The organism is Janthinobacterium longum, from assembly GCF_051380735.1.
In the GTDB taxonomy this organism is placed as follows: Bacteria; Pseudomonadota; Gammaproteobacteria; order Burkholderiales; family Burkholderiaceae_D; genus Janthinobacterium.
This window is the reverse complement of record NZ_JBNYXQ010000002.1, coordinates 431,704-457,051: the sequence shown is the minus strand read 5'-3', so window position 1 is coordinate 457,051 and position 25,348 is coordinate 431,704. Positions and strand designations below refer to the sequence as shown.

Annotated in this window: 18 protein-coding genes; 4 read left to right on the top strand and 14 right to left on the bottom strand. The window is 63.2% G+C overall.

The genetic code is table 11. The features are described 5' to 3' along the window. Positions 1-165: 165 nt before the first annotated feature. Positions 166-888, bottom strand: a complete 723-nt coding sequence (gene queC, locus ACQ4WM_RS10320) for a 7-cyano-7-deazaguanine synthase QueC (protein ID WP_436546573.1) — start codon at positions 886-888, stop codon at positions 166-168. Positions 889-1,121: 233 nt separating this feature from the next. On the opposite strand from queC, the gene ACQ4WM_RS10315 reads away from it, so the two are divergent. Beyond that, positions 1,122-3,029 carry an autotransporter assembly complex protein TamA gene (locus ACQ4WM_RS10315; RefSeq protein WP_436546572.1) on the top strand — a complete coding sequence of 636 codons (1,908 nt, stop codon included), beginning with the start codon at positions 1,122-1,124 and terminating at the stop codon, positions 3,027-3,029. Next, on the top strand, positions 3,029-7,456 hold the full coding sequence (locus tag ACQ4WM_RS10310; protein WP_436546571.1) for a translocation/assembly module TamB domain-containing protein: 4,428 nt from the start codon (positions 3,029-3,031) through the stop codon (positions 7,454-7,456). Before ACQ4WM_RS10315 ends, ACQ4WM_RS10310 begins: the two co-directional genes overlap by 1 nt. A gap of 69 nt (positions 7,457-7,525) precedes the next feature. On the opposite strand, the gene ACQ4WM_RS10305 is transcribed toward ACQ4WM_RS10310, so the two are convergent. Both ACQ4WM_RS10305 and ACQ4WM_RS10300 read right to left on the bottom strand, forming a co-directional pair. Then, entirely contained in the window at positions 7,526-7,765 is a 240-nt protein-coding gene (locus ACQ4WM_RS10305; protein WP_436546570.1) for a hypothetical protein, read from the bottom strand. 119 nt (positions 7,766-7,884) lie between these two features. Next, positions 7,885-10,380: an alpha/beta hydrolase family protein gene (locus ACQ4WM_RS10300; RefSeq protein WP_436546569.1), complete on the bottom strand. Its 2,496-nt coding sequence runs from the start codon at positions 10,378-10,380 to the stop codon at positions 7,885-7,887. Between the two features lie 180 nt (positions 10,381-10,560). Here ACQ4WM_RS10300 and ACQ4WM_RS10295 point away from each other — a divergent pair, with 180 nt between their 5' ends. After that, entirely contained in the window at positions 10,561-11,079 is a 519-nt protein-coding gene (locus ACQ4WM_RS10295; protein ID WP_436546568.1) for a CcdC protein domain-containing protein, read from the top strand. Between the two features lie 10 nt (positions 11,080-11,089). On the opposite strand, the gene ACQ4WM_RS10290 is transcribed toward ACQ4WM_RS10295, so the two are convergent. From ACQ4WM_RS10290 to ACQ4WM_RS10265, 6 genes are all read right to left on the bottom strand, one after another. Then, complete coding sequence (locus ACQ4WM_RS10290; protein ID WP_436546567.1) at positions 11,090-12,163, bottom strand: DUF4424 family protein; 1,074 nt, start codon at positions 12,161-12,163, stop codon at positions 11,090-11,092. Continuing rightward, the gene (locus tag ACQ4WM_RS10285) at positions 12,100-14,931 is read right to left on the bottom strand and encodes an ATP-binding protein (RefSeq protein ID WP_436546566.1); all 2,832 of its coding nucleotides are present in this window, start codon (positions 14,929-14,931) and stop codon (positions 12,100-12,102) included. The genes ACQ4WM_RS10290 and ACQ4WM_RS10285 overlap by 64 nt, the downstream gene beginning before the upstream one ends. A gap of 8 nt (positions 14,932-14,939) precedes the next feature. Then, positions 14,940-15,644, bottom strand: coding sequence for a hypothetical protein (locus ACQ4WM_RS10280; RefSeq protein WP_436546565.1), 705 nt, complete (start codon positions 15,642-15,644; stop codon positions 14,940-14,942). Continuing rightward, the gene (locus ACQ4WM_RS10275) at positions 15,637-17,007 is read right to left on the bottom strand and encodes a hypothetical protein (protein WP_436546564.1); all 1,371 of its coding nucleotides are present in this window, start codon (positions 17,005-17,007) and stop codon (positions 15,637-15,639) included. Before ACQ4WM_RS10275 ends, ACQ4WM_RS10280 begins: the two co-directional genes overlap by 8 nt. 155 nt (positions 17,008-17,162) lie before the next feature. Beyond that, positions 17,163-17,924, bottom strand: coding sequence for a DUF3108 domain-containing protein (locus ACQ4WM_RS10270; protein ID WP_436546563.1), 762 nt, complete (start codon positions 17,922-17,924; stop codon positions 17,163-17,165). Position 17,925: 1 nt separating this feature from the next. Then, positions 17,926-19,014 (bottom strand): DUF3108 domain-containing protein, encoded by a 1,089-nt coding sequence (locus ACQ4WM_RS10265; protein WP_436546562.1) that lies wholly within the window; start codon positions 19,012-19,014, stop codon positions 17,926-17,928. 161 nt (positions 19,015-19,175) lie between these two features. Between ACQ4WM_RS10265 and ACQ4WM_RS10260 the strand changes: the two genes are divergently transcribed. After that, a complete protein-coding gene (locus ACQ4WM_RS10260) occupies positions 19,176-19,871 on the top strand; it encodes a PhaM family polyhydroxyalkanoate granule multifunctional regulatory protein (protein WP_436546561.1) in 696 nt (231 codons plus the stop codon). A gap of 400 nt (positions 19,872-20,271) precedes the next feature. On the opposite strand, the gene ACQ4WM_RS10255 is transcribed toward ACQ4WM_RS10260, so the two are convergent. The 5 genes from ACQ4WM_RS10255 to ACQ4WM_RS10235 all read right to left on the bottom strand — a co-directional run bounded on the left by ACQ4WM_RS10255 (position 20,272) and on the right by ACQ4WM_RS10235 (position 25,319). Then, a complete protein-coding gene (locus tag ACQ4WM_RS10255) occupies positions 20,272-20,487 on the bottom strand; it encodes a hypothetical protein (protein ID WP_436546560.1) in 216 nt (71 codons plus the stop codon). Positions 20,488-20,563: 76 nt separating this feature from the next. Beyond that, positions 20,564-22,294 carry a response regulator gene (locus ACQ4WM_RS10250; protein ID WP_436546559.1) on the bottom strand — a complete coding sequence of 577 codons (1,731 nt, stop codon included), beginning with the start codon at positions 22,292-22,294 and terminating at the stop codon, positions 20,564-20,566. A 14-nt stretch (positions 22,295-22,308) separates the two neighbouring features. Further along, positions 22,309-23,034: a sensor histidine kinase gene (locus ACQ4WM_RS10245; RefSeq protein ID WP_436546558.1), complete on the bottom strand. Its 726-nt coding sequence runs from the start codon at positions 23,032-23,034 to the stop codon at positions 22,309-22,311. A gap of 84 nt (positions 23,035-23,118) precedes the next feature. Then, the gene (gene mnmC1 / locus ACQ4WM_RS10240; RefSeq protein WP_436546557.1) at positions 23,119-24,756 is read right to left on the bottom strand and encodes an FAD-dependent 5-carboxymethylaminomethyl-2-thiouridine(34) oxidoreductase MnmC1; all 1,638 of its coding nucleotides are present in this window, start codon (positions 24,754-24,756) and stop codon (positions 23,119-23,121) included. Further along, entirely contained in the window at positions 24,753-25,319 is a 567-nt protein-coding gene (locus ACQ4WM_RS10235; RefSeq protein ID WP_436546675.1) for a DNA-3-methyladenine glycosylase I, read from the bottom strand. The genes mnmC1 and ACQ4WM_RS10235 overlap by 4 nt, the downstream gene beginning before the upstream one ends. Between the last annotated feature and the right edge of the window lie 29 nt (positions 25,320-25,348).

Below are 25,348 nucleotides of genomic sequence, written 5' to 3'. Positions count from 1 at the left end.
GTGGTAGCTGATCGGGCATCCCGCCACCTCAAGCCAGCAGGCGCCTCACCTGGCACCATGACGTCCTACCATCAGTAGTGGATAAGAATGATAGTACGTTACCAATGCCTTGCAAACGTCATTTTGTATCAAAAAGACCACAATTTATCAGACAAAACCAGGCCGTCAGGGCACCGCCAGTCCGGCCCTGGCAGCGGCATACTGCCGGTATCCATTGGCGCGCAGCGCGCAGGCCGGGCAGGTCCCGCAGCCATAGCCCCAGTCATGCAGCTGGCCCCGTTCGCCCAGGTAGCAGGTATGCGTGTCGCTGCGGATCAGGTCGACCAGGGCCTTGCCACCGAGGCTTTCCGCCAGGTCCCAGCTTTGCGCCTTGTCCAGCCACATCAGCGGCGTTTCCAGCTTCAGGCGGGTGGCCATGCCCAGGTTCAGGGCCACCTGCAGCGCCTTCATGGTGTCATCGCGGCAGTCGGGGTAGCCCGAGAAATCCGTTTCGCACATGCCGCCCACCAGCACCGTCAGGCCGCGGCGATAGGCCACGGTGGCCGCCACCGTCATGAACAGCAGGTTGCGGCCAGGAACAAAGGTGTTTGGCAAGCCGTTTTCCTGCATCACGATTTCCACGTCCTGCGTCATCGCAGTGTCGGAAATGGCCGATATCAGCGACAGGTCGATCATGTGATCGTCGCCAAGACGGTCGCGCCACTGCGGCGAGTGCTCGCGCATTTTGGCCAGCAGGCCCGGGCGCACGGTCAGCTCGATCGCATGGCGCTGGCCGTAATCAAAGCCGATAGTTTCCACACGACTATAGTGTTCCAGGGCCCAGGCCAGGCAGGTGGTGGAATCCTGGCCACCGCTAAACAGCACCAGTGCCGTATCAGTTGCTAACATAATATTCTTTCTCAATTGGTTACAAGCTTGACCAAGCTGTGTTGGGCGCAGGAAACTGCCGCCAGCGAGCCTTATTCGTACGCCATCGCTTCCCCTATTCCGGTAACATACGGTCGGCATTTACCGGCCATACACTTATCTGGAGCACCATGTTTTCTGCACGTCCCCTAAGGCTTACAGCCACCGGCAAGTCGATACAACCACGAATTTTGGCACAACTGCTGACAAAAGTGATGGGACAACTGACATTGGCTGCTGCCGGCAGCGCCATGCTGGCCTTTCCCATGGCCCATGCGCGCGCACAGGACGAGCTGCCAGCTGCCGTGCCCGTCGCGCAGGACGCTGTCGCCGAGCCAGTTGCCGACACCACACCGGTCGCCCCCGCGCTGCAATATGATGTGCGCGTCAATGCACCGGGCGACCTGGAAGAGCTGCTGGAAAAAAATCTCGACCTGGAACGCTTTCGCGGCAATCCGCGCATGGACCGCGAACAGTTGCAGCGCCTGGTGCGCGATGCGCCCGAGCAAGTAAAAAACCTGGTCGCCACGGCCGGCTTCTATACCCCCGTCGTCACGGTGAATGTCGACATGGGCGGCAGCCGGCCCGTGGTGACGGTCAATGTCGAGCCGGGTGAAGCGGTGGTGATCGACAAGGTCGAACTGGAACTGCGCGGTTTCGACGCAACCCCGCCACTGGCGGCCAGCGTGCCATTCGATACTGAAGGCCTGAAACGCAGCTGGCCCCTGAAAACGGGCGCCACCTTCCGCCAGGCCGAATGGGAGTCGGCCAAGCGCGCGCTGCTGCGCGAAGTGGTGCAGACACGCTACCCGCGCGCCCAACTGGTCGATACGCAAGCGGTAGTCGATCCGGAAACGCACAAGGTGTCGCTGCTGGTGATCCTCAGCAGCGGCCCCGAGCTGCGCTTTGGCGAGCTGCGCATCGAAGGCCTGAAACGCTACGATGCGAGCATTATCCGCAACCTGAACAAGATCACCCCGGGAGAGTACTACAGCGAATCGGCGCTGCAGCTGTACCAGGCGCGCCTGCAGGACACCGGCTACTTTGCCAGCGTGGAAGTAAGCGCCGACATGAGCAGCATCCTCGGCGAGCAGATCGAGGCGGGCCAGGCAGTACAGGAAGGCGAAAGCGTGGCCAGCGCCCAGGGTCAGCATGGCCCCGCGCCGCAACTGCCACTGGTCGTGCGCGTGACGGAAAACAAGCAGCAGAATGTCAGCGCCGGTATCGGTTTCAGTACCAATACGGGAAATCGTGCCCAGCTCAACTATGACAACCTGAATGTCTGGGGCACGCGCTTCAAGAGCGCGATCACGATGGAAACCAAGAAGCAGGCGGCGCACACCAATTTCTACTTCCCCACCACCGAGCGCGGCTACAACGACAGCATCGGCGCCTCGTTCGAGCGCAGCGATATTTCCAACGAAATTACGGCCGTATCGACGATTGCCGCCAAGCGCAACTGGGGCGGCACCAATCTGGAACGCAGCCTGACGTTCGAATTCCTGAGTGAAGATAAAACCGTGGTCGGCCTGGAACAGACGCGCAGCAAGAGCTTGCCGCTGACCTATGCCATTACCAAGCGCAGCCTCGACAGCCTGCTGTTCCCTACCAAGGGCTATGTGATCAACGCCCAGGTCGGCGGCGCGCTGCTGCCGGTGCTGACCGACGAGCGCTTCGTGCGCGTGTCCGGCAAGGGCGTGTATTACAAGCCGCTCGGTGAAAAAGGCGAGCTGATCGTGCGCGGCGAAATGGGCGCACTGGGCTCGAAAGAGAAACAAGGCGTGCCTGCTGTCTACCTGTTCCGCGCCGGCGGCGACCAGTCTGTGCGCGGCTATGCCTACCAGGAACTGGGCGTCAGGGAAGGCGACGCGATTGTCGGCGGGCGCTACCTGGCTACCGCCAGCGCCGAATACCAGTACTGGTTCAAGCCCAAATGGGCGATTGCCGCCTTCTATGACGCCGGCAATGCGGCCGACAGTTTCAAGGATGCACTGGAACTGAAATCAGGCTATGGCCTGGGCGGGCGCTACAAGAGCCCCGTCGGCCCCATCAATGTCGACGTGGCGTATGGCCACGCTGTTCAAGCTTACCGTTTGCACTTTTCTCTGGGATTCACTTTCTGATGTCCGATCTTACCAACGAGTCCTCCTCCGCCTCGCCACCACCACCGCCTGCGCTCAAGAAACGGCGCTGGCCGCGCTACCTGTTGATCGCCGTCGCCAGCCTGGCCGTGCTGCTGGGCGGCGCCTACTGGTTCCTGGGGCGCGAATCGACCCTGCAACTGCTGGTACAGAAAGTGGCCAGCGCCAGCGGCGGCGAAATTGAAGTGTCCGGCGTGTCCGGCTCGCTGTATGACCGCATGCACCTGGGCCATGTCAGCTACCGCAACAAGACGCAGCACATCACGGCCGACAATATCGACATCAACTGGTCACCGTTCCAGTATTTTTCGGAAGGCATCGCGATTTCCGAACTGCATGTCACCAGCCTGACCGTACAGACGCTGGCCAAGTCCGACGAGCCGTCGACCATGCCCGACAGCCTGGCCTCGCCATTCAAGATCGCCATCAGCGAAGCGCGCCTCGACAAGGTCACCCTGATCGGCGACGCCGGCAATACCGTATTTGAAAAGATCCGCTTTGCCTTGTCCGGTGACAAGACCGAATGGCAGCTGAAAGAAGCGTCGGGCGTGACGCCGTTTGGCCTGGCGAAAGCCGACGCCACCATCGCTGCCGTGAAGCCGTTCAAACTCAAGGGCACGGCCAGCCTGACCCAGGCGGTGGCACCGGCCGGCGAAAAACCGGCGGCCCTGAACCTGGCGCTCGGTGGCGACCTGAACCTGCTGAACATCACTGCCAAGGGCAGCGCCGGACCGGCCACGGCCGACGCGCAACTGGCGCTGGCGCCGTTCGACCCCGTGATCATCCTGCGCTCGGCCAAGGTCAAGGGCAGCAATATCAATCCGGGCAAGTTCGATGCGACCTTGCCACAGGCCGATCTGAGCCTGGAGCTGGACGCGGCCATCGGCTCCAATCAAAGTGTGTCGGGCAAGCTGGCCATCGTGAACCATGCCACGCCGGGCCCGCTGGACCAGCAAAAGCTGCCGCTACGTCAATTCGACGCGCGCCTTGGCGGCACGCTGACGGCTACCACCCTCGATTCCGCCATCATCGACTTCGGCAAGGCCGGCAAATTCACCGGTAGCGGCAAGATCGACCGCGACGCGCCCGACGCCGGCATCGGCCAGGCGAAAGTGGCGCTGCATACCGACAAGATCGACCTGCAGCAAATCTACAGCAGCATCAACAGCACCAGCATCGCCGGCGACATCACGCTCGACAGCGACGGCAAGACGCAGACCGTGCGCGCCAAACTGGGCGAAGCCAAGCTGCGCCTGGACCTGGAAGCAAGCCTGGCCGATTCGCTGGTGAGTCTGAGCAAAGCCACCTTGCAAGCGGGCAAAAGCAGCATCAACGCCACCGGCCAGCTCAGCCTGAAGGACGATCAGCCGTTCAAGGCCGTCGCCACCACCAGCCGCCTGAACCCGGCCGACTTTGGCGCCTTTCCCGTCGCCGACCTGAACCTCGACATCCGCGCGAATGGCCGCATTAATGGCTCCCCTGCGCCGCAGTGGCTGGCCAACGCCGACTTCACGGTACGCCCCAGCAAGCTGCTCGACCAGCCTTTGTCGGGCAAGGGCAAGCTGACGGCCGATGCGCAGCACTTCAGCGGCATCGACGTGCAGCTGGCGCTGGGCAAGAACACCATCGCGGCCAAGGGCAACTTTGGCGGCGCCGGCGAAAAACTGAACTGGAATGTCGATGCGCGGCAATTGTCTGCCGTGCAGGGCAACCTGGTCGGCGCGATATTGGCCAGCGGCGTGGTGCAAGGCACGATGAAAGAGCCGCGCACCACCTTCGTGGCCGATGCGAAAGGCCTGGGCTTGTCCAGCAGCAAGCGCCCGGCGCCCGACAGCGTGATCCACGCCAGCGGCGACATCGGCCTGACGGGGCCGAAGCAGTCGCCGGAAGTAAAAATGGCAGGCACGGTGCAAAAGCTCAACCCGGCAGCGTTTGGTGACTTGCCTGTTGGCAATATCAATGCGGACTTCAACGGCAGCGGCAATCTGAGCGCGGACTGGCGCATGGCGTTGAACCTGGCGCTGCGCGAATCGACGCTGCAGAATGCGCCACTGGCAGGCTACGCCAGGCTGACAGCGACAGCAAAACGCGTCGACAACGCCGACGTGGAACTGCGCCTGGGCCCGAACAGCCTGGTCGCCAAGGGTGCGCTGGGCGGCGCTACCGACAAGCTGAACTGGAAACTCGATGCGCCGCAGTTGGCCACTCTGGGCCCGCAATTTGGCGGCGTGCTGCATGCGTCAGGCGTGGTCTCGGGCAAGATGGACGCGGCTGCCGCACAACTGAGCCTGGACGGCAACAACCTGACCTTCTTCGGCGACCAGCGCCTGCAGGTCATCAAGGGCAGCGCCAGCGTCGGCTCCGGCCAGGGTGCGCAGGACCCGGTAGCGGGCACCCTGGAAATCACCGGCTACAGCACGCCCACTTTCAAGCTGGCCACCGCCCGCCTGGCCAGCACCGGCACGCGTGGCAGCCACACGATCAATCTGGCGGCGCGCAATGACGACTTCGACGCCACCATTGCCGCCAGGGGCAGCCAGAGCGGCGCCAGCTGGACCGGCAGCATCGACAGCCTGCAGAACAAGGGCCGCTATGCCTTGGCCCTGCAAGCACCGGTGCCGGTCAAGGTTGCAGGCCCCGCCGGCGGCGGCGTGGCCGGGCTAGCCAATCCTGACCAGATCAGCGTGGGCAATACCGTCATCAAGCTGCCAGCCGGCAGCATCACCATGCAAAGCCTGGCCAAGAATGGCCCGCGCTGGACCAGCGCCGGCCAGGCTACCGGCGTGGCCTTGAACTACCTGGCGCAGTTTGCGCCTGCCCTGCGCGAAAACGCGCGTGGCGACCTGACCCTGGGCGCGCAATGGTCGCTCGACATGCAGGCCGCCACCGCCAGCCAGAAAGAACCGGCGCTGGCCGGCATGCTGCACGTGTTCCGTGAAAAAGGCGACGTGACAGTCGGCGTTGACCAGCCACTGACCCTGGGCCTGCGCACGCTGGACGCGCGGGTTGATGTCGCCAATCAGCAATTGCGCCTGGCCGTGAAACTGGACGGCACGCGCGCCGGCCAGAGCGATATCAACGCCACCGTGCAAATGCTGGGCGGACGCATCAGCAACAGCAGTGCGCTCAGCCTGACGGGCACGACCAATATCGCCTCGCTGGCGTGGGTGGCGCCACTGGCCGGCCAGCCTGGACTGGAACTGGGCGGCGCCCTGAAAGTGGCGCTGACCGGTAGCGGCACCATCGGCGCGCCATCGCTGAACGGCGATATCGCCGGCACCGGCCTGGTGGTCAACTGGGCCGAGCAAGGCCTGAAACTGCGCAATGGCGTGCTGCAGGCGAAACTGGCCGGCGACCAGCTGCAACTGCAGCGCCTGAGCTTTGACGGCGGCAACGGCAAGGCGCAGCTCGATGGCTGGGTACGCTTTGCGAATGGCGAAGCGACGATGGAACTGAAATTGCTGGCTGACCGCCTGACGGCGCTGTCGCGTCCGGACCGCACCCTGATCCTGTCGGGCAACGCCACCGTGCTGCGCAGCGACAAGCTGTTCAGCCTGGAAGGCAAGTTCAAGGCCAACCGCGCGCTGATCGAACTGGCGCCGGAAGGCACGCCGACGCAAAGCGATGACGTGGTGGTGCTGGGCAAGAACAGCCGCGCCACCAAGGGGGCGCCCGAACTGCCCCTGAATGTTGACGTGGAGTTTGATCTTGGCAACGCCTTCCACCTGCGCGGCATGGGCATCGATGCCAACCTGGCCGGCAATATCCGCGCCCGCGTGCAGAACCGCAATGCGCCGCGCGTCACCGGCAGCATCCGCGTCAACAACGGCCTGTATGCGGCGTATGGACAGAAGCTGTCGATCGACCGGGGTGTGATCAATTTTACGGGCGCCTACGACAATCCTTCGCTCAATATCCTGGCCGTGCGCAAGCGTCCGGAAGGCGAAGCGCTGTCGGAAACCAATGTGGAAGCGGGCGTGGAAGTACGCGGCACGGCGCAGGCGCCAACAGCCAAGCTGGTGTCGACGCCGAACGTGTCGGACAGCGACAAGCTGGCCTGGCTGATCCTGGGCCACGGCGCGGAAACGGCGGCCGGCGATGAGATGGCCCTGTTGACCACGGCCGCAGGCGCCCTCTTCGGCGGCTCGGGCGGCGGCATGCAAGGCAAGCTGGCCAGCTCGCTGGGCCTCGATGAAGTGGGCCTGTCGCAAGCGGCCGGCCTGGAAAGCACCGTCGTCACGGTCGGCAAGCGCCTGTCCTCGCGCGCCTACCTGACGTTCGAGCAAGGCGCCAGCACGGCGTCGAGCCTGGTCAAGCTGCGCTACAAGCTGAACCGCCGCTTTACCCTGCAGTTCCAGACCGGCACCAACAATGCGCTGGACATCTTGTATACGTGGGCGTTTGATTGACCGCATGCTGTAGCTGAAAACACAAAGGGCGCCTCGGCGCCCTTTTCTGTTGCTGCTGTTTTCTACCGCTTACTCGGCGACATCGAGCCCGCGCTCGATCATGCCTTCGACATACGCGCGCAGATACTGTTCCAGCGCGGGGCCGGACAGCACATTGGCCGTCAGCGCGCCGTGCGGCGAGCCTTTCAATACACCATCGTGGTAGACGCGGGCGATCCAGCCGACGTCGCTGCCGGGCGTGTACTCGAGTTCATAGTCGAACGATTCCCCGCTGACTTTGCGGGTGTAGTTTTCCTTGATTACTGCCATCTGGAACAGCCTTTCTGACGAAATACGCTACGGTGAAAATCAGGCGCAACAGGCATCCGTGGCGGCGCTTTGCCTGAAGACAAAGAACGACCATACCACGAGATGCCCGCACTCACGCCTTATTGGCCGCTTTTGGCCGCCACTGGCGTGCGCGGAGGGGCGTTTTTCACGTATTTTTCCAGCCAGTTGTTGCTTTCATACAGCATGTGCATGATCGATTCGCGCGCGCGGTAGGCGTGGCTTTCGTTGGGCAGCATCACCAGGCGGGCCGTGCCGCCCAGGCCCTTGATGGCCTGGAACATGCGCTCGCTCTGGATCGGGAAGGTGCCCGAGTTGTTGTCCTGCTCGCCATGGATCATCAGCAGCGCATCCTTGATCTTGTCGGCATAATTAAATGGCGACATGGCCTGGTACACCGTCTGCGCCTGCCAGAACGGCCGGTCTTCGGACTGGAAGCCGAACGGCGTCAGGGTGCGGTTGTAGGCGCCGCTGCGGGCAATGCCGGCACGAAACAGCCGCGTATGGGCCAGCAGGTTGCCGGTCATGAAGGCGCCGTAGGAATGCCCGCCGATGGCGATGCGGTCACGGTCGGCCACGCCACGGCGCACTACTTCGTCGACAGCCGCTTCGGCGTCCGCCACCAGTTGCGGCAGATAGGTGTCGTTCGGCTCCTGTTCGCCATTGCCGACGATGGGGAAGGACGGATTGTCGAGCACGGCGTAGCCCATCGACAGGAAGGCGGCCGGGCCCCAGTAGCTGACGGCATTGAATTTGTACGGCGAGCCCTTGGTCTGGCTGGCGGCGCTGGCCGTCTTGAATTCCTGCGGGTAGGCCCACATCAGGGTTGGCAGCGGTCCGTCGCGCTTGGCGTCATAGTTCGGCGGCAGCATCAGGGTCGCCGTCAGGTCGACGCCGTCGGCGCGCTTGTAGCGTATCAGCTCTTTCTGCACGTCTTTCAGTTGCGGCAGCGGATGCGGGAAATGCGTCAGCGGCGTCAACGCGGTGGCGCCCGGTTTCAGATTGCGCACATAGTAGTTCGGCTGCTCGGTCGGCGACTCGCGCGTCGACAGGAAACGGCCGCCGTCTTCGTCCAGCACGGCCACCACGTTTTCATAGTACGGTGCGGCGCTCTGGAACAGGCGTTCCTTTTTCTTCGTCACCAGGTTCAGGCGGTCGATAAAGGGGCGGTCGCCGTCCTTCGAGGCGCCGGCGCCGTCGAGCAGGATGGTGTTGTCCAGCCCGATCTGGATGCGCGGCAAGCCGGCCGCATCGGGCCGCATCACGGGCTGGCCGGGATCGTTGTAGCGGTCTTCGAACGAGCCTTCATAGATCAGGTCAGCGCTCTGGTCGGCGAGTTGGTCCGGGTAAATGCGCCACTGCTTGACGGCGCGCGTCTTGTACCACGCTTCGCTCAACAGGGCCAGGTCGCCACGACCCCAGGCAATGCCGCTGTAGCGCGTGGCGAGCCTGGCCAGCACGGCCGGCTTGGCTGTAAACGGCGCGGCCTGGGTATAGACAATATCGCGGATCTCGGCGCTCCTGGCAGGGTCGCCGCCGTCCTGCGCTTCGGCCCACACCAAAGTAGCTGGCGCATCGACGCGCCAGCTGACATTGCGCACGCCGGGCGAGACGGCGTCATTGCCTGGTGGCAGGCCTTCTTCCAGCGGCAGGGTGGCCACCACATGTACCACCTTGCCCGCCAGGTCGCGCACTTCGATCTTGCTGCCGAAGTCGCGCGCCGGCACGATATACGAATACGGGCGCTCGATGGTCTCCGTCAGCAGAAACTTGCCGCCCGGCGCCACGGTGGCGCGCGAAAACGCTGCTGGCTGGCCCACCAGGCGCTGCTTGCCGGTAACGTCCAGCAAGGCCAGTTGCACCGTGATGTAGTGTTCGAACAGCTGCGCGTCCTGCTCATTTTTCAGCAGGTCGGGATAGGTGCGCAATTGCTTGACGGCGCCGCCGGGCAGGCTGTCCTGGATGGCCGGGCCGGTCGGAATGCCGTTCACGGCAGGTGGCGCGCCCAGCTTGGCCGGTTTCAGCTGCACCAGCAAGGTCTTGCTGTCTGGCATCCACGAAAAACCGCGGCCGGACACGCCCGACAAAGGCTGGCTCGACAACTTGCGCGCAAGCTTGCTCTGCACGTCGAGCAGCCACAGTTCCACGCCGGACTCCTTGATACCCTTGCCGGCATCGGCATACACCACATTGCTGAACGCCAGGTAGCGCTGATCGGGCGACCAGGCCAGGTCGGCAATACGCGGCGAGGCTGGCAGGCCACTGACCTTGAATTCTTTTTGCGTATCGATGTCGAGCAGGCCCAGCCCCGTGTAAAAACTGAAGCGGCTTGCCGAATAAGTGCGCGGGTTGATGCGCAGGCCAGCCAGTTTCAGCTCGGGCTGCGCCACTTCGCTGATGCTCGGCAAGGATGGCGTCGGTAGCATGGCAGCCAGGTTGCGCTTCGGGCTCAGGCTCAGGGTGGGCGCGTGCGGCGCGTCGACGATGGCTTGCAGGGCGGCCGGTGGCTGTTGATAGCCGCTTGGCTGGGCGGTGGCCATGGAGGAAGCGGCAATCAGGCCAACGGTAACAGGCAGCAAGGGAAAACGGGGGGACATGGCGCTCCAATGAGGGTCGATAAAGAGAGGCTGTGGACCAGCGCGCGCGCTCGTGACGGCGCACCGGGACAGGGCATAGTGCTGACCTGCCATCAAAATGTCAATAAGCAACATTTCATCACCGGCCATGGCCATGGCGATCTGGCTTACAATCGTTGTTTTACCGCTTGCTTATCATCCATGGAAACCACCACCCTTGCCCTGCTGTGCCTGGCCCCGCTGCTGGTCTGGCGCATTTATTCGCGCCTGAAAAAACTGGTGGCGCGCCAGAAGTCGCAGCTGTGGCGGCACCGCCTGGTGGCGTTCGGCGTGCCCGCGCTGATCGTGTTCCTGGCGACAACGACAAAATTCGAGATCCTGCCGCTGTCGAGCCTGGGCGCCGGCGTGCTGGCCGGCGGCTGGCTGGGCGTGCTGGGCATCAGGCTGACGCGCTTCGAACAGGTCGGCAAGGATTATTATTTCACCCAGCACCGCTACTTGGGCCTGGCCGTTACCATGCTGTTTATCGCCCGCCTGCTGTACCGCGGCATGGAGATCTACCTGAACACGCGCCTCGACGTGCCGGTGCCGCCGCCCCCGTTCGGCCAGAGCCCGCTGACCATGGCCGCCTATGGCATGGTCACCGGCTACTACGCCGCCTATGCATGGGGCCTGCTGCGCTGGCGCCAGCGCAGCAAGCCTTTGGCAAGCGTGGAGTAATCCGCATCGGCTATTTCTTCAGCTGATAACTGCCGCGCAAGACAGGCGCCTCGCCGGTATTTTCGGACATGCCTTCGACATTGCCGAAATACACCTCGAGATTCTGCTTGGGACGGAAATTGCGCAGCTTGACCTGCAAGGTGGTCGGATTGATCTTGGTAAACGTACCGGGGAAGCACAGGCTGATCAGTTCGTCCGGCTTGCCCTTGACCAGGTTCAGGGTAAAGTCTTCAATGCCGTTTTTCCAGGTGTTGCCAGTCTTCAAAATGTACGAGACCCATCTGGCATTGACGAAGCCACTCTCGCCCTGCTTCCTGGCGAGCTTGTTCCAGCTCGCATAGAAGGCTTTGTCGCCGCAGTATTTTTTCTCGAAATCGTTGCCATCGCCCAGGTAGGACGCACCCGGGCCAGCCGCCACGAACGGCGCATATTGATGGCGCACGCGTACCGTTTTACCGGCCGGAAATTTCTGCTGCCACACATAGCTGATCTTCACGCTCCAGGCAGGCACCCAGCTTTCCTCATCGTACAGCTTGGCCAGCAAACCTTCGCCTATCATGGCTTTTTGCTGCGTGGCAGTGAGTGGTGCGACCTTCTTGTCGAACAATGTGAACAAGGGGAAGTAGGCGATCTGCGCCTCGGACAGGCCCAGCGCTTTCAGGCGCGCCGTCACATCCTTGCCACCGATTAGCGCCGCAACCATGGTCTGGTAGTCGCGGCGCTTGCCGTCAACCTCGATCGAAAACTGCTGCGGCTGGCCGTAATAAGTGGGTGACGGATGGTAGCCGGCCTCGTAGGCGGGCAGCGGGAAGAAGATCGTCTCTTCGACGTCGCTGGCCGATTCGTTGAGGAATTCGTATTCGACCTTGATCAGGTCCGGGCTGACGGTCAGCACTTCCTTTTTCATCGCCACGGCGTCGGTCTTGCCGACGACAATGCCGCCGGCGCTGACCGAGCCGATGCCGTCATTGGCCATCGCCGGCACTGATGCAGCCAGCGCCAGCACCAAAGCGAGCTTGATCAAGCCTGCTTGCCGGCGGCCGGTTCCTGGCGCCGCTGCAGTACGAAAATCGGTTGCGCCCATTGCATGTCCTTTTTCTTTTTGCTGGTAATCAAAGTCAGTTCGGATGGATCGTAGACGTCGGTATTGTGCGTCAGCGGCGTGGTCATCAGGTACTGTGCTTCGGTGTTTTTCAGGAACTCGCCGACCAGCTGGATATTGCGGATATCGAGGTGGGCAAACGGTTCGTCGATAAACACGAAGCCGCCCGAACCGCCTTCCGATTTCAGCAAGCCGATCAGCAGTACCAGCGACTTCATCACCTGCTGGCCGCCTGACGCTTCACCATCGTTCATGCCGATAATGCCCTTGCCGTCGAACTTGAAGCGCACATGCAGGCCCGCCTGCGACAGTTGCACGTCGTCGTTTTCCAGGCGCACCGGATCGGCATGCACTTCGATGCCGGCCAGCTCGCCCAGCTCCTTGATGTTCTTGCTGTAGGTCTTGATGGTGTAGCGCAGCCGCTCCATATAGGCGCCGCGCGCGTTGCCGGTCGCTTCGATGGCGCGGTTGTTCTGGTAGCGGCGTTCATCGGTTTCCGACTGGCGCCCATTGAGTTGCTCGGACAGCCGGTGATGCTGGTCGATCACGGTGGCATCGAGTTCCCAGTCGTCGCGCGCCAGGCTGTTTTGCAGGCTGGCCACGCGAAGGTCGACCTGGTGCGCATTCTGGTGTTCGGCCACCAGCGCGGCGCGGCGTGCCGGGCGGCGCCAGCTACGCGGCAAGTGGCGCCAGGCGCGGCGCAGCGCCAGCAGGGCGCGCGCATGGTCGGCGCGCTGTTCGATCTGTTTCTTGTAGCCCAGGCGCGAACCGGCTTCCGCTTCCGCCAGGGCCTGGCGCGCGTTCTGCCAGACGGTGTCGGCGCGGGTGCGCGCGACAGTCGCGTTCTTGGTCAGGTTCTGCAATTCGCCCAGGCGCCCACCTACCTCCAGCCGTTCTTCCTTGAGCGGTTTCATATTGCGCAGTGCTTCGGCAAATTCTTCCTGGCGGGCACTGAGTTCCTTGGCCGCGTCGACGCCGGCGATACGCGCTTTCAAGGCACCCACTTCGGCCGCCAGTTTCGAGATACCCAATGTCAGCGTATCTTCCTGTGCTTCCAGGCCAGGCAGCGAGCGCAGCAGCGCTTCCAGGCGGCCGCTGCGGCCGGCCTGGCCGAAGCGGTAGCGCGATGCTTCGACAAATAGCGAGCGGCCGCCACGGCGTTCGCGGTGATAGGCCTCGGGCGTGATCCACTCGTCATGGTTGCCCAGTTTGAAACCGGCTTCGACCGAGTCGACACGCGTAATGCGCGACAGCTGTTCGATCAGCCAGTTTGGCACCGGTGCGGAAAACTTCACCACCGCCAGCAGGCTGTCGTCCTTGGTGGTGGGCGCGGTGACCAGCTCGGGCACGATAAAGTGGCGATAGCGTTCTTTTTCGGCCAGGCGGTAGGCGGCCGGGCCGTCCTTGGCCTTGTCCAGCAGCACCACCGAGGCATAACCACCGAGCACGCCTTCGACGGCGCCCTGCCAGCGGCTGTCAGTCACTTCGACGATATCGGACAGCATGGCGTGGCCGATGCCCGCGTCGCGCAGCGCACGGCGCATGCCGCGTACATTGTCCGGCTCCGGCATGGCGGTCTTGCCCTGCAGCGCGGCGATCGTCGCCTGCTCGCCGGCAATCCGTGCCGACAGCGCGTCGCGCTGCTGGCGCTGAGCCAGCAAGGCCGCTTCCTGCTGTTCCAGCTGGGCGGCCACGGCGGCGATATCGCTGCCCGAATCGGCCGCCAGCTTTTGCAGGCGCTCTTTCTGTTCCAGCAGGCTGTCGAGCGGTTTGAGCTTCGCGTTGATCATCCCGAGGCGGCTCTGCAGGCCGATCGATTCCTGTTCCAGCAAGGTTTCGTTCATCTGCGCATCGGACAGGGCTTTCGCCTGCGCCGCCAGGGCATTGCGCTTATCCATCAACAGCGGATCGTTCAGCACCATCGGTTTGCGCGCATCGCGCAATTGCCGGCTGGCGGCGGCTGCTTTTTCGCGCGCCTCGTGGTACTGCAGGCTGGGTAGCACTTCCTCGAGCAGGTTGCGGCGCTCCTTGTGCAGGCTTTCCCACTGATGGTAGTTGGCCACGCGCAGGCGCAAACCTTCCAGGTTGGTTTTCGACGCTTCCAGTTCCGTTTCGAAACGCTTCAGTTCCACTTCCGTGTCGCGCTGGTGGCGCTTGGCTTCGTCGTAGGCGTCCAGCACTTCCTTGTCACCGAACACCTGGAATACCAGGTCAAGCAACTGGCGCGGCGCGTATTCGCATAATTTGTCGGTCTCGCCCTGCTCCAGTGCCAGCACTTTCGACATGGCCGGCGACAGGCCGGCATTGGCCAGGCGCTTGCGGTAGTTTTCCACGCCGAGCCAGTCATTCGCGTCGGAAATATCTTCGATCTGCACATTACCCGGACGCATCAGGTACTGGCGCTTCCAGTCGCCGCCGTTTTTCTGTATCTGGCAGAACAGCGTGACTTCATCATCGCTGAAAAAGCCCGAACTGCGAAACGGCCGGTTCGACAATTGCTTGCCCACATTGCGGTTGTCGACCACGGCGCGCAGCCAGGCCGTCTGCTGGCCCGAGTGGCGCGCATAATGTTTGTAGGTGCGGCCCATCGAACAGTCGAGGCCGAACAGGGTGCGCAGCGCGTCGAGCAAGGTGGTCTTGCCGGAACCGTTCTGGCCGGCAATCGTGATGATCTTGGCGTCGAGCGGAATATTCTTGATGCGCTGCCAGTAATCCCAGTGCACCAGTTCAAGTGATTTGATATGAAACATGGCTGCTTTCAGTGTGGGAGTTCGGGCGCAGGCTCGTCGCCGCTGCCAGCGAGCAGGTCGTCTTCCAGGCCCAGCGCGACCAGCCGCGACGGCGCGCGCTTGAAGACGTCGGCCAGCGCGCCATTGATGATGCGCTCTTTCAGGACATCGGTATCCATCATCAGGTCCAGCAAGGGGCCTTCGACGATAAAGTCGCCGCGCCGCTCGATAAAGCCCAGCTTGGCCAGCGTGCCCAGGTTCATGTCCATGCGCGTTTTCTTGCCCAGCTTGTCGCCGAAGTCGGCCAACAGGGCCTTGTAAGCGATACCGATCGAGGCGTCTTCCGCGCGCGGCAGCGGCTTGTCGGTGCCGAACATGTCATTCTGGTCGTCGTCCGCGTGCTGGTGGGTTTCCTGGCGTTCGCGCTTGGGCAAAATGATCTGCGCCCACAGCACAACCAGCAGGGCCACGCCATCGCGCGCCAGGCCAAAATTATTGTTCTGCCACACGTCGCGCGCGCCGAAAATTTTCGGCTCGATGGTGCGCGACAGGGCCAGCGTGACATGGTCGGCATACACGTTGTCGAGCAGTTTCAGGCCGCAGGCCAGCAGGCGCGCATCGATCTCGGCGCGGAACAGTTCGTCCGACAGCACGCGCTTGACCAGCTTGTCGTCGCGGCGCAGGGTCTGATGCGTGAGCAGGCGCGCAATCAGGATTTGGGAATCGTCATTCATCGGCAGGGCTGCTATCTAAATCAAGGGATATATTCAGTGACAACGAGGCGATCGACATGGCCGCCACATGCGGGTCGTTCAATTGGACCATCTCGTCGGTCGGCGTAAAGGTGATCGGCAGCCGGGCCAGTTCGGCCGTCGCGCCCTGCAAGCTCGCTTCGGACACATCGCCCAAAAGCGGCAGCATCGAGGCGCGGTACGACGCCACGGCAAAGCTGGCCGGCAGCAGCGAATCCTGCACCGGCACCGACTTTGGCCCTTCTTCACCGATGCTGGGGAAGTTGCCCAGGCTGGCAAAGTTCGATAAGCGCTCCAAAAGGTCATCGAGTTCGAGTTGCATGGCAGGTCCGTCGCTGATGGTGGTGGGGGCGTCTTCGCCGCTCGGCAGGCCGGTCTGGGCCACGCCGGCCGCACGTTCGGACAGCAATTCCGTTTCGGCCACGTCGATCATTTCGGCCGGCGTGGCAAACAGCGGCACCACCGGCTGGTCGATGGCGCCTTCGGCCAGGCTGGCCAGGTCTTCGTGCTGCAGCAGCCAGCGCTTGATGTCGGTAGTCGACAGGCCCGACTGGCCCAGGTGCACGCGCTGGCGCTCGATCTGGTTCAGCGCACGCGAGAACATGCCCTGCATGTTCAGCAATTTGCTTTGCGCGCGGCCAATGGCTTGGGCCGCCTTGTGCGTGGCGCCGTCGGCGTTTTCGTCCGACGTGATCGCCACCAGGATCTCGGAGCCTTTTTCAACCCAGTCGCAAGCCATATTCCATTTCGCCTGCGCCGTGCGCAGACGGAACTCGGAACCGGAGGCGATGGCGTCGGAAAACTCGTCCGTCAGGTCGACCAGGCGGCCCAGCAGATGTTGCAATTGCTCCACAGACACACCGCCAACGGCTTGCGCACCGGCCACCTGTGACAGCAGAAAGCCCATCTCGGCTTCGTCTTCGGTTTGTCCCAGGCCCAGCAGGCTGTCGATGGCGGACAACACATTGCGGGCCATCGGCGTCACGCGATACACCCCTTGCTGCGCATCCCAGGCCAGCAGCTGGTTGCTGCGCAGGCGCAGCAGCACCGTTTCCAGGCTTTCCGGCAACAGGTAGGCCAGGCGCGTATTGATATCGGCGCGCGTGTAGGACGAGGTGGCGGCGTCGGCCGCCAGTTCGCGCAGCACCAGCAGGCGTACCAGCACGCCGTCGAAACCGCCGTGGAACAGCGCCGTAAACACCTGCAGCAGGGGCTGCGCGCGTTTCAGATGAAAGACTTGTTCGATCTCGTCAGCCGAAATATTCGGCTGGAAATGCGCTTGCAAGGAATCGTGGTGCTCCTGCTCGGTCTGATTTGCATCCGCAGCCACGGCTGCACTTGCCATTATTTCAATCATTCTATTCCGGATGAGTGTTCAGCGGGCGGCGCAGCGGGCCAGGAGGACGCTGCGGGGCGGGGGCGTCAGTATATCAGTTCTGATATGCAATTTGACCGATGGCAGGCCGGGCCAGGCAGCGCTGGCCACAAATGCAACAGCGCTTACTTCTTGGTGATTCTCTGCAAAGTCTGCTCCACATAATCGCCGTCCTCATCCTCGAACGTCACCTTGACCGGATACCAGTCCAGCGACGGCGACAGCCACAGGTCCACTTGCTGGCCCTTCTTGTCGGTCGGCGGCGCCTTGGTCAGGTGCACGGCTTCCACCAGGCCCTGGCCGGTGCCGATGATCTCCTGCTTGACAACCTTGAAGATCCACGGCTCGGCGTCGTGGCGGCCGGCCACAAAGAAAGCCCACTGGGAGCCGGGCACGAATTTTTCAGGCGCGGCGCGGGCCACGGCCGTCAGCTGCCAGACGGCGCTGTTGCGGTCTTGCTCGCCGCCCTTGAGCGCATAGCTTTTGTCGCCTTCGCTGAAAACTATGGTCTTGCTGTCGCGCTTGAAGGTGGTGGTGACCGCCGCCTTGCGGAAGCGTTTTTCCACGAATTGGGCTGGCGCCAGGCCATATTCATCGACCGTGCCGTCGCTGCGCTGCTCGAGGATCTTGCCGAACAGGGACGCTTTCGTTTCGGCCAGCAGCGAATACTTGCCGTCGCCGGCGCGCCAGTTGCTGACGGACTCGCCGGACAGCGAGATGCCCTTCTGTTTGGCCTTGATCGAATACACCAGGTCGGCTGATGGCGCCAGCTGGAAGGGGCGCTTGATAACGGGATGTTCGTCAGCGTCGCTGGCGGCGATCGCGGACGAAAAAGTGGCGGCCAGCAGGCCGGCGGCAAGTAAATGCTTGGGGGATGTAAAAGTCATCTCATGATCCTGTCACAGTGATTTTGGAAACGGTCTGCGTGGTGAGCGCGCCGTTCGCTTCTGTATTGCGTATTTGTACCGGATACCATTGCAGCGACGGCGCCAGCCAGATATCGAGCTGCGACGAATAGCTGCCCCGCTTGGGCGGCCGACGCAGATGCCAGGTCTGCAAGCGGCCCATGCTGGTGTCCAGCGTTTCCTCGCCGACCAACTGGAAGCGGAACACGGTCGCTTCCTTCTCTTCGCCGACCAGGATGTCGATATTGCCGGCCAGCTGATTGACGTCGGCGCGGCCGATGGCGGCCAGCTGGAACGGCAGACTGGCTTTGTCTTGCGCCCCTTCCTGCCAGGGCGCGGTGGCGGTAGTGGCGGAAAAGCGGATGGTCTTGCCGGCTGCATCGAAATGCGTGGCCGTTTGTGCGCGGCCGCGGCGCTTTTCCGTCGCCTTGATGGGCACCACGCCGGTGGCGTCGATCGCTCCTTCGCTGCTCAGCACCAGCAGGTTGATGCGGGTAATCAGCATGCTCAGGCCCACTTCCAGGTTCAAGCGATAACTGTCACCCTTATTCTGCCACGACATGGCCGCCACGCCCGTCCACTTGGTACCATCGGCATCGCGGCGGTCCACCTGCAGGTCGAATTCGGCCGACGCGGGCACATTGGTCTTGTAGCGCCGCACTTGCTCCACCACCGGTGGCGGCGCTGGCGCAGCGGTTTCAGCAGCCGGCGCCATGGCCGGCAATTGCGCCAACGCCGGCGCCGGGCTTTCCGGCATGGACGATGGCGGTGGCGCAACCTGCAGCGGCAAGGGCGCATCGGGCACAACCACTTGCGGCAAATCGATCACCGGCAAGGCCGGTATTGGCGGCGCGGGCGGTGGCGGCAAGGGCACCGGCGCTGCCGGCTCAGCCTGGGGAGACGGCACGTCGGGCACGATGGCCAGGCTGACCAGCTGCGCCTGCTCGTGCACGGGCGCCCTGCCCGCCTGCCCGCCCAGCCAGTGCAGCGCAAGCACATGCAGCACGCCGATTACGGCGACAAAGAGCACGGTGCGGCGGCGCGGCGGCACGAAAAAAGAGGCGGACGTCATGGCCTCTAGTGTAACGCCTGCACCCGATATGCGCTTTCTTGCTGCAGATCAACATCCTCGCGATTGCCTGAAAATGACGGCGAAAAATGTCACCGTGATTTCGTCAGCAGCAAGCTGATATCTGCTACGCTAGGACCATCGACCTACCAGGAGACTCTCGCATGGCAAATCCGCAAATGCCCCCTATTCCGGGCGCAGCAGCAATGACCGATACGCTCGACTTCGTCAAGAACCTGTGGGGCAGCATGAGCGTGCCTGGCATGGGTGTTCCCGGCATGACAGCGCCCAGCATGTCGGTCGAAGAACTGGACAAGAAAATCAGTGATCTGAAAGCCGTCGAAGCGTGGCTGAACCTGAATATCAGCATGCTGCGTGGCAGCATCCAGGCGCTGGAAGTGCAGCGCGGCACCATTGCCACACTGAAATCGATGGGGGCCTCAATGGCCGCCGCCATCACGCAGCCGGGCGCCAGCGAGAAAAATCTGTTCGATTCCGTGCCTTACGCTTCAGCCTTCTTCCAGCAGACGCCACCAGCGGCCAAGCCGGCCGAGAAAGCGCCACCGCCACCACCGCCGCCACAGGAAGCGCCAGCGGCGCCAGCCCAGCAAGCGAGCCCGGCGGCCGACCCGGCGGCCCAGCTGGCCAATCCAGCGGCCTGGTGGAATTTGCTGCAGGATCAGTTCAAGCAGGCGGTGTCGACCGCCATGACGCCGGAGCCGGCCAAGGACAAACCAGACGCTGCGGCCAAGCCCAAGCCACGCGCCAAGCCAGCTGCGGCGGAAACGGCCACCAGGACCAAGGCGCCAGTCAAGGCCAGGGCACCGGCCAAACGCGCGGCCCCCAAAGGCAAGCTGTAAGGGATTCTTCTGAACAGTCAGGGTCAGACCCCCACGACCGTCAGCTCAAGCCTCCGAGTTGGCGGCATTGAGGGTCTGAGCCTAATGCCGTTCAGTTAGTGCCCCTACACTGCCAGTAAACCGGCAAAACGGATTGAGGCGCCAGTCTCCCGCACAGGCCTATCGGGCCAAGCGGGTCCGAAAAATGTCGAGGGCAAGGCGCAGCGACGACGACAGTACGCTAGTACGGCTAGAAGCTGCAACGCAGCCATCGGCGTTTTCTCGGGCTCGCGTCTCCGGCCCGCCGTTTCTAGGTTTTTACGCCTTACGCATTCAATGCATTAGACAGCTTAACTGAACGGAATTAGGGTCTGACCCAAGTATTTCAAAGTTCGCGCGGCGAACCCGGTCATGCGATGGATCAGGCGATACGATGAATGCGGATCGCCTCGATCATATTGTCGTCCTGGCGCTTGACGTCGCCGATCGTGATCAAGCCTTCGTCGGCCAGCGCCTTGGCGTGCTCGTACGAGGACTGGAAAGTTTCCAGTGTGTCTCCCTTGGCGGCGACCGGGCGTACCCAGGCGATGCTGCCGACCTTCATTTTTTTGTAGACTTCATTGACCACATCACGCATAGTTTCTTCCTTATTGTTGTAAAGCAACTCCAGCACGGAGCAGGCTGTTGCCTGCACCACGCTGGCGCGTAGTTTATCATCCGGCACGCCCGCGCATGTTTTTTACGGCTTTTTCGGGCACCGGCGCTACCTTTTCCACCACCGGCGCGGCCGCTTCGCCTTCCGCAGGCGCTGCCGGTGTCAGCTGCATCAACTGCTCCATCAGTTGCGCAAAGCGCTGCTGGCCTGGTGCAATTTTGTCTACATACAGCAAGACGTCGATGGCTTCCGCCGCCAGCTCCGCGTGATAGCCACGCTGCTGCAAGCAGGAAACAATGATCTGCGCCGAGTTGAACAGAATGCGCAGGTTGTTCGGCAGCTTGTCGCGCGCCGCGCGCATCCACGCCACCGCCTCGTCCAGCTTGTCGGTCTTCCACAGCAGCACGCCCTTGTTCATCAGGTCCGACGCTTCCTTGCGCGAGGCAATGATCAGGCTGGTGCCTTCGTCGCCCATCTTGGCCTTGTCGAAGATTTTCTGCACTTCATCCTGCACCACCTGGTTGTCGTGGTTGTTCTTCACCACGTAGCACAGCAAATTGGCCGGCGCGTCCTTCACGCCGACGGCAAACAGCAAGGTGGCCAGTTCCATGCAAACGGCCTTGTCGGGCCGCGCCGGGTCTTCCAGCAGCATCGCCTCGAGTTCGTCGCCACATTTGCGCGCGTGCCGGTAATCGCCCGTTTCATGGTGCACCATGCCCTCGGTGATCTTGGCGCGCAGGCCGATCTCTTCGGGTGGAAACTCGCGCCGCGCCAGCATCAGCCACAGCAGCGCTTCTTTTGCCTCTTTCTTCAGGCCGCACACGCGCGCCAGGCCAAGATAGGCGTCTGCCGTCTTCATCACGGAAAATTCGCCGATCGCCACGCATTTGCGAAACGCCTTTTCGGCCAGGCCGACATTGCCGATCTTCAGCGCCGCCTGGCCCAGGTTGCGCTGGCGTGGCACCGAATTGGGCGACAGCCGCGCCGCTTTTTCCAGTACGCCGCAGGCCTCTTCATGCTGGCCCATCAACTGGTAGGCCACCGCCATCTGGTCGTAGGCGTCGATGTAATAGCGGTTTTCGACGATCACGCCCTGGAATATCTGCCGTGCCGCTTCGTGTTCGCCGTTATTCATGCGTATCTTGCCCAGCCCCGCCCGGGCCCAGCTGTAGTCGCGCTCGGCCAGCACTTTTTCATAGATGGCGCGCGCCTTTTCCGGCTCGCCGCTTTTCAGCAGCAGGCTGGCCTTCATGCGCAGCAAATCGAGTTCGTGCAGCTTGTTCTGTGCGATCTGCGCGTCGCAGAGTTTGGCCGCGCGCAGGTAATCCTTTTCCAGGCAGGCCTGGTCGATCTCGCGAAACACCTGTTTTTTATGCCACACGCGGTTCAATCGCGTCAGCAGCACGCCTTCGGTGATCGGCTTGATCAGGTAGGCGTCGGGCTGGTGCTCGGCTGCGCCCATCACCGACTCCACGCTTTTCTCGGCCGACACCATCAGCCACACGCTGGACGGCGCCGTCAGGTTGCGCACGCGCGTCTCTTCCAGCACTTGCTGGCCGTTCTTGCCTTCACCCAGGTTGTAGTCGCACAGCACCACGTCGTAGCGCGTCTTGGCCAGCAGCTTCATCGCTTCGCTGCCGCTGGCAGCCTGGTCGATATGGCGGGCACCCAGGTTGCGCAGCGATTCACGCAGCAGGATGCGGATGCCGACAAAATCGTCGACCAGCAGATAATGCTTGTCGGCCCAGTCGGTGGTGCCGGCTTCGTTGGGGCGGGAGGTCTGGTCCATCGTGAGTGCCCGGTTCACGGCAGGCGCAGGATAAAGCAGCCGCCGCCGAGCACACCGCCATTTTCAAGGGCGATGCTGCCGCTTTGCCCCCGGTGTTTGTGCATCTTCGCCACTTCGCTGGAAAAATACAGTCCCAGGCCGGTGCTGTTGGTGGAAAAATTGACGCCGGCCAACAAGCCATCCATGGCCGCCCCGCCCGCGTCGAGCAGCGCCTGTGTATAGCCGTCGCCGTTATCTTCCACGCGCAGTTCCAGCAGGCCCTGGTGCTCGCGCGCAGACAGGCGTATCGTGTCTTTCGTATAGCGGATGGCGTTGTTGATGGCATGGGCCAGCACGCCGATCACCAGGTCCTCGTCGAGGGTCCAGATCAACTCTGGCGGAAAATCCGTCTCCATGGCGATACCCTTGGAGGCGAGCAGGATTTTTTCCTGGTCCACCACCTGCCCCACCAATTGCCCCACCAGTTGCGGCTGCACATCGAAGGGGTAGCCGGGCTTGCCCACCTGCTTGTACAGCGCCAGCAACTGGATCAGGTTGTCGTTGAGGCGCTTGGTCTGGTACAGCATCTGCGCCATCTGCAAAAAAGCCGGATCGGCAGTGACCTGGTCACTGGCCTTGGCCTGCTCGGCCGCCAGCAGGGATTCCAGCGTGCCGCTGACCACGCTGATGGAATTTTTCATGTCATGGACGGTCGACGCCAGGAACAGGAACAGCTCGGGCGTGCTGTGTTGGTCTTCCACTGCATCTCTCCTCGGGCGCCGGCGGCAAGGCGCCGCGGCTAGCTTGCCACCGGCAAATTATACCGCCCGCCGCCGCATGCGCCACTACTGCGCGCGCCGTCGCTCCTTGAGCACAAAACGGCCGGGATCGATCGCCGCCAGCAACTGGCTTTCCAGCGGCAGCGGCTCGCCCTCAAGCTGGCAGGCCAGCAGTTCGGCTGCCAGCGGTGCCCAAGTCAAACCGCGCGAAGCATAGCCCAGCAAGCCGAACAGGCCGGGCCAGCGCGGCACGTCGCGCAACTGCTCGCAGCGGCGCGGCACGCCGGGGTCGGGCAAGGCACCCACCAGCGGCATGCGGTCCGGCGCCATGCAGCGAAAGCCCGTGCGCCCGGCCAGCGGCGCCTCGAACGGCGGCACGCCGAGGATGGCGGCGGTCTTGTCGAGATTGTCCTGCTGGCTCGATGGCCGCAGGCTGGCGTCGTCATCTTGCGCATCGTAAGTGGCGCCGACGCAGACCACGCCCTCATGCGGCGGCGTCATGTATGACTCGCGGCAGACGACAAAGGGGTGCGTCGGCAGGCTGGCCTGATCCAGGTGCGTGACCTGGCCGCGCACGGCATACAAGGGCAAGCCGGCAGCCTGCGTGAAATGCACGGCGCCCGTGCCGGCAGCCAGAATCACGGTCGGTGCGGTGGCGATCACCACACCGGCTGCATCGAGCACCAGCCATTGATGGTCAACCCGCACCAGGGTCAGCGCGCTGCTGGAAAAAAGCCGCGTCAGGCGCTCGCCGCAGGCGTCCAGCATGGCGGCGCAGGCAGAAGAAGGGCGCGCCCAGCCGCCCTGCGCAAACCACCAGGCGCCGTCCGGCGCGTTGGCGCCCAGCATGGCACTCGCTTCGTCCGCTTCCAGCCAGCGCGCAAATTCGGGCGGGTAATCGCCGCTGGCGGCGATGCGGCGCTGCACCTGCGCATGCTCGCTGTCACGCGCCAGGTGCAGCACGCCACAACTGGCGCCGTCGAACGCGGTGCCGACGCCGCCCAGGGTGGCCCAGTAGCGCAACGCGTACAGATAGGCGGCGCGCACCAGGCGCGTGGGGATATTGTCGTCGCTCGACAGCAGCGGCATGAAGATGCCGGCCAGGTTGCCCGACGCCTCGCTGGCCGGCTGCGCATGGCGTTCGACCAGGGTTACTTGCCAGCCGCGTGCGGCCAGCCGTTCGCAGGCGGCGCTGCCGGCCACGCCCGCGCCGATCACGATGGCGCGCCGCTCGATGACGGGTACGGCCTCGACCGGCTTTTGACCTGCACGGAACACGGCGCGCAAGCGGCTGTCGTCAAACGCAAAGCCTAGTCTGCCGAGCGCCATGCGTTGGGCGTCATCGAGCTGCAGCGCCTGCATGCGCGCGCCATCGCTCATCAGCCGCGCCAGCACCGCCATCGACGGCGGCACCCATGCCAGCACAACCTCGTCGACGCGCACCGCCAGCTGCGCCAGGCTGGCGCCCGGTTCGCCGATCAGCAGATCCAGCGTGACCTGGCCATCGCGCGACACCATGCGGTGCAGGCCGCGCACATGTGGCGGCCACTGCTCGCGCCACGGCGAAGGCAGCTGGCCGGCGTTGACCGGGCGTGGCGCCAGCGCGATATAGTGCAGCCGCCTTGCGCCATGAGTGATGCAGGCGGCCAGAAACCGCGCGCCATCGAAATCGGTGTCGAGCACGACCATCGCAGCGCCCGTCATTTGCGCCCCGTACGGCAAAAACAGGTGGGCGCATGGTCGTCGATCATGCCGATGCCCTGCATGTAGGCGTAGATAATGGTCGAGCCGACAAACTTGAAACCACGCTTGGCCAGGTCCCTGGACAACCGGTCCGACAACGCTGTTTTGGCGGGAAACTGGCCCGGCTGGAAGTGGTTGACGATGGGCTGGTTGCCGACATACGCCCACAGAAAACTGTCCAGCGTCTGCCCTTCTTCCAGCAGGCGCAGATAGGCTTGCGCGTTGGTGATGGCGGCCGCCACTTTCAGGCGGTTGCGCACGATGCCGGGGTCAGCCAGCAGGGAGGCCACCTTGTCCGGGCCATACGCGGCGATTTTTTGCGCATCCCAGCCGTCGAAGGCGGCGCGGTAAGTGTCGCGCTTGTTGAGGATGGTCTCCCAGCTCAGCCCCGCCTGCGCGCCTTCCAGATTGAGCATCTCGAACAGCGTGCGCTCGTCGTGGCAAGGCACGCCCCACTCCGTGTCGTGGTAGGCCAGGTAGCGGGGATTGGCCGGGTTGGCCCAGGAGCAGCGCTCGACGGTGATGGTCATGTCTATTTCTTGGAGGGGAGCAA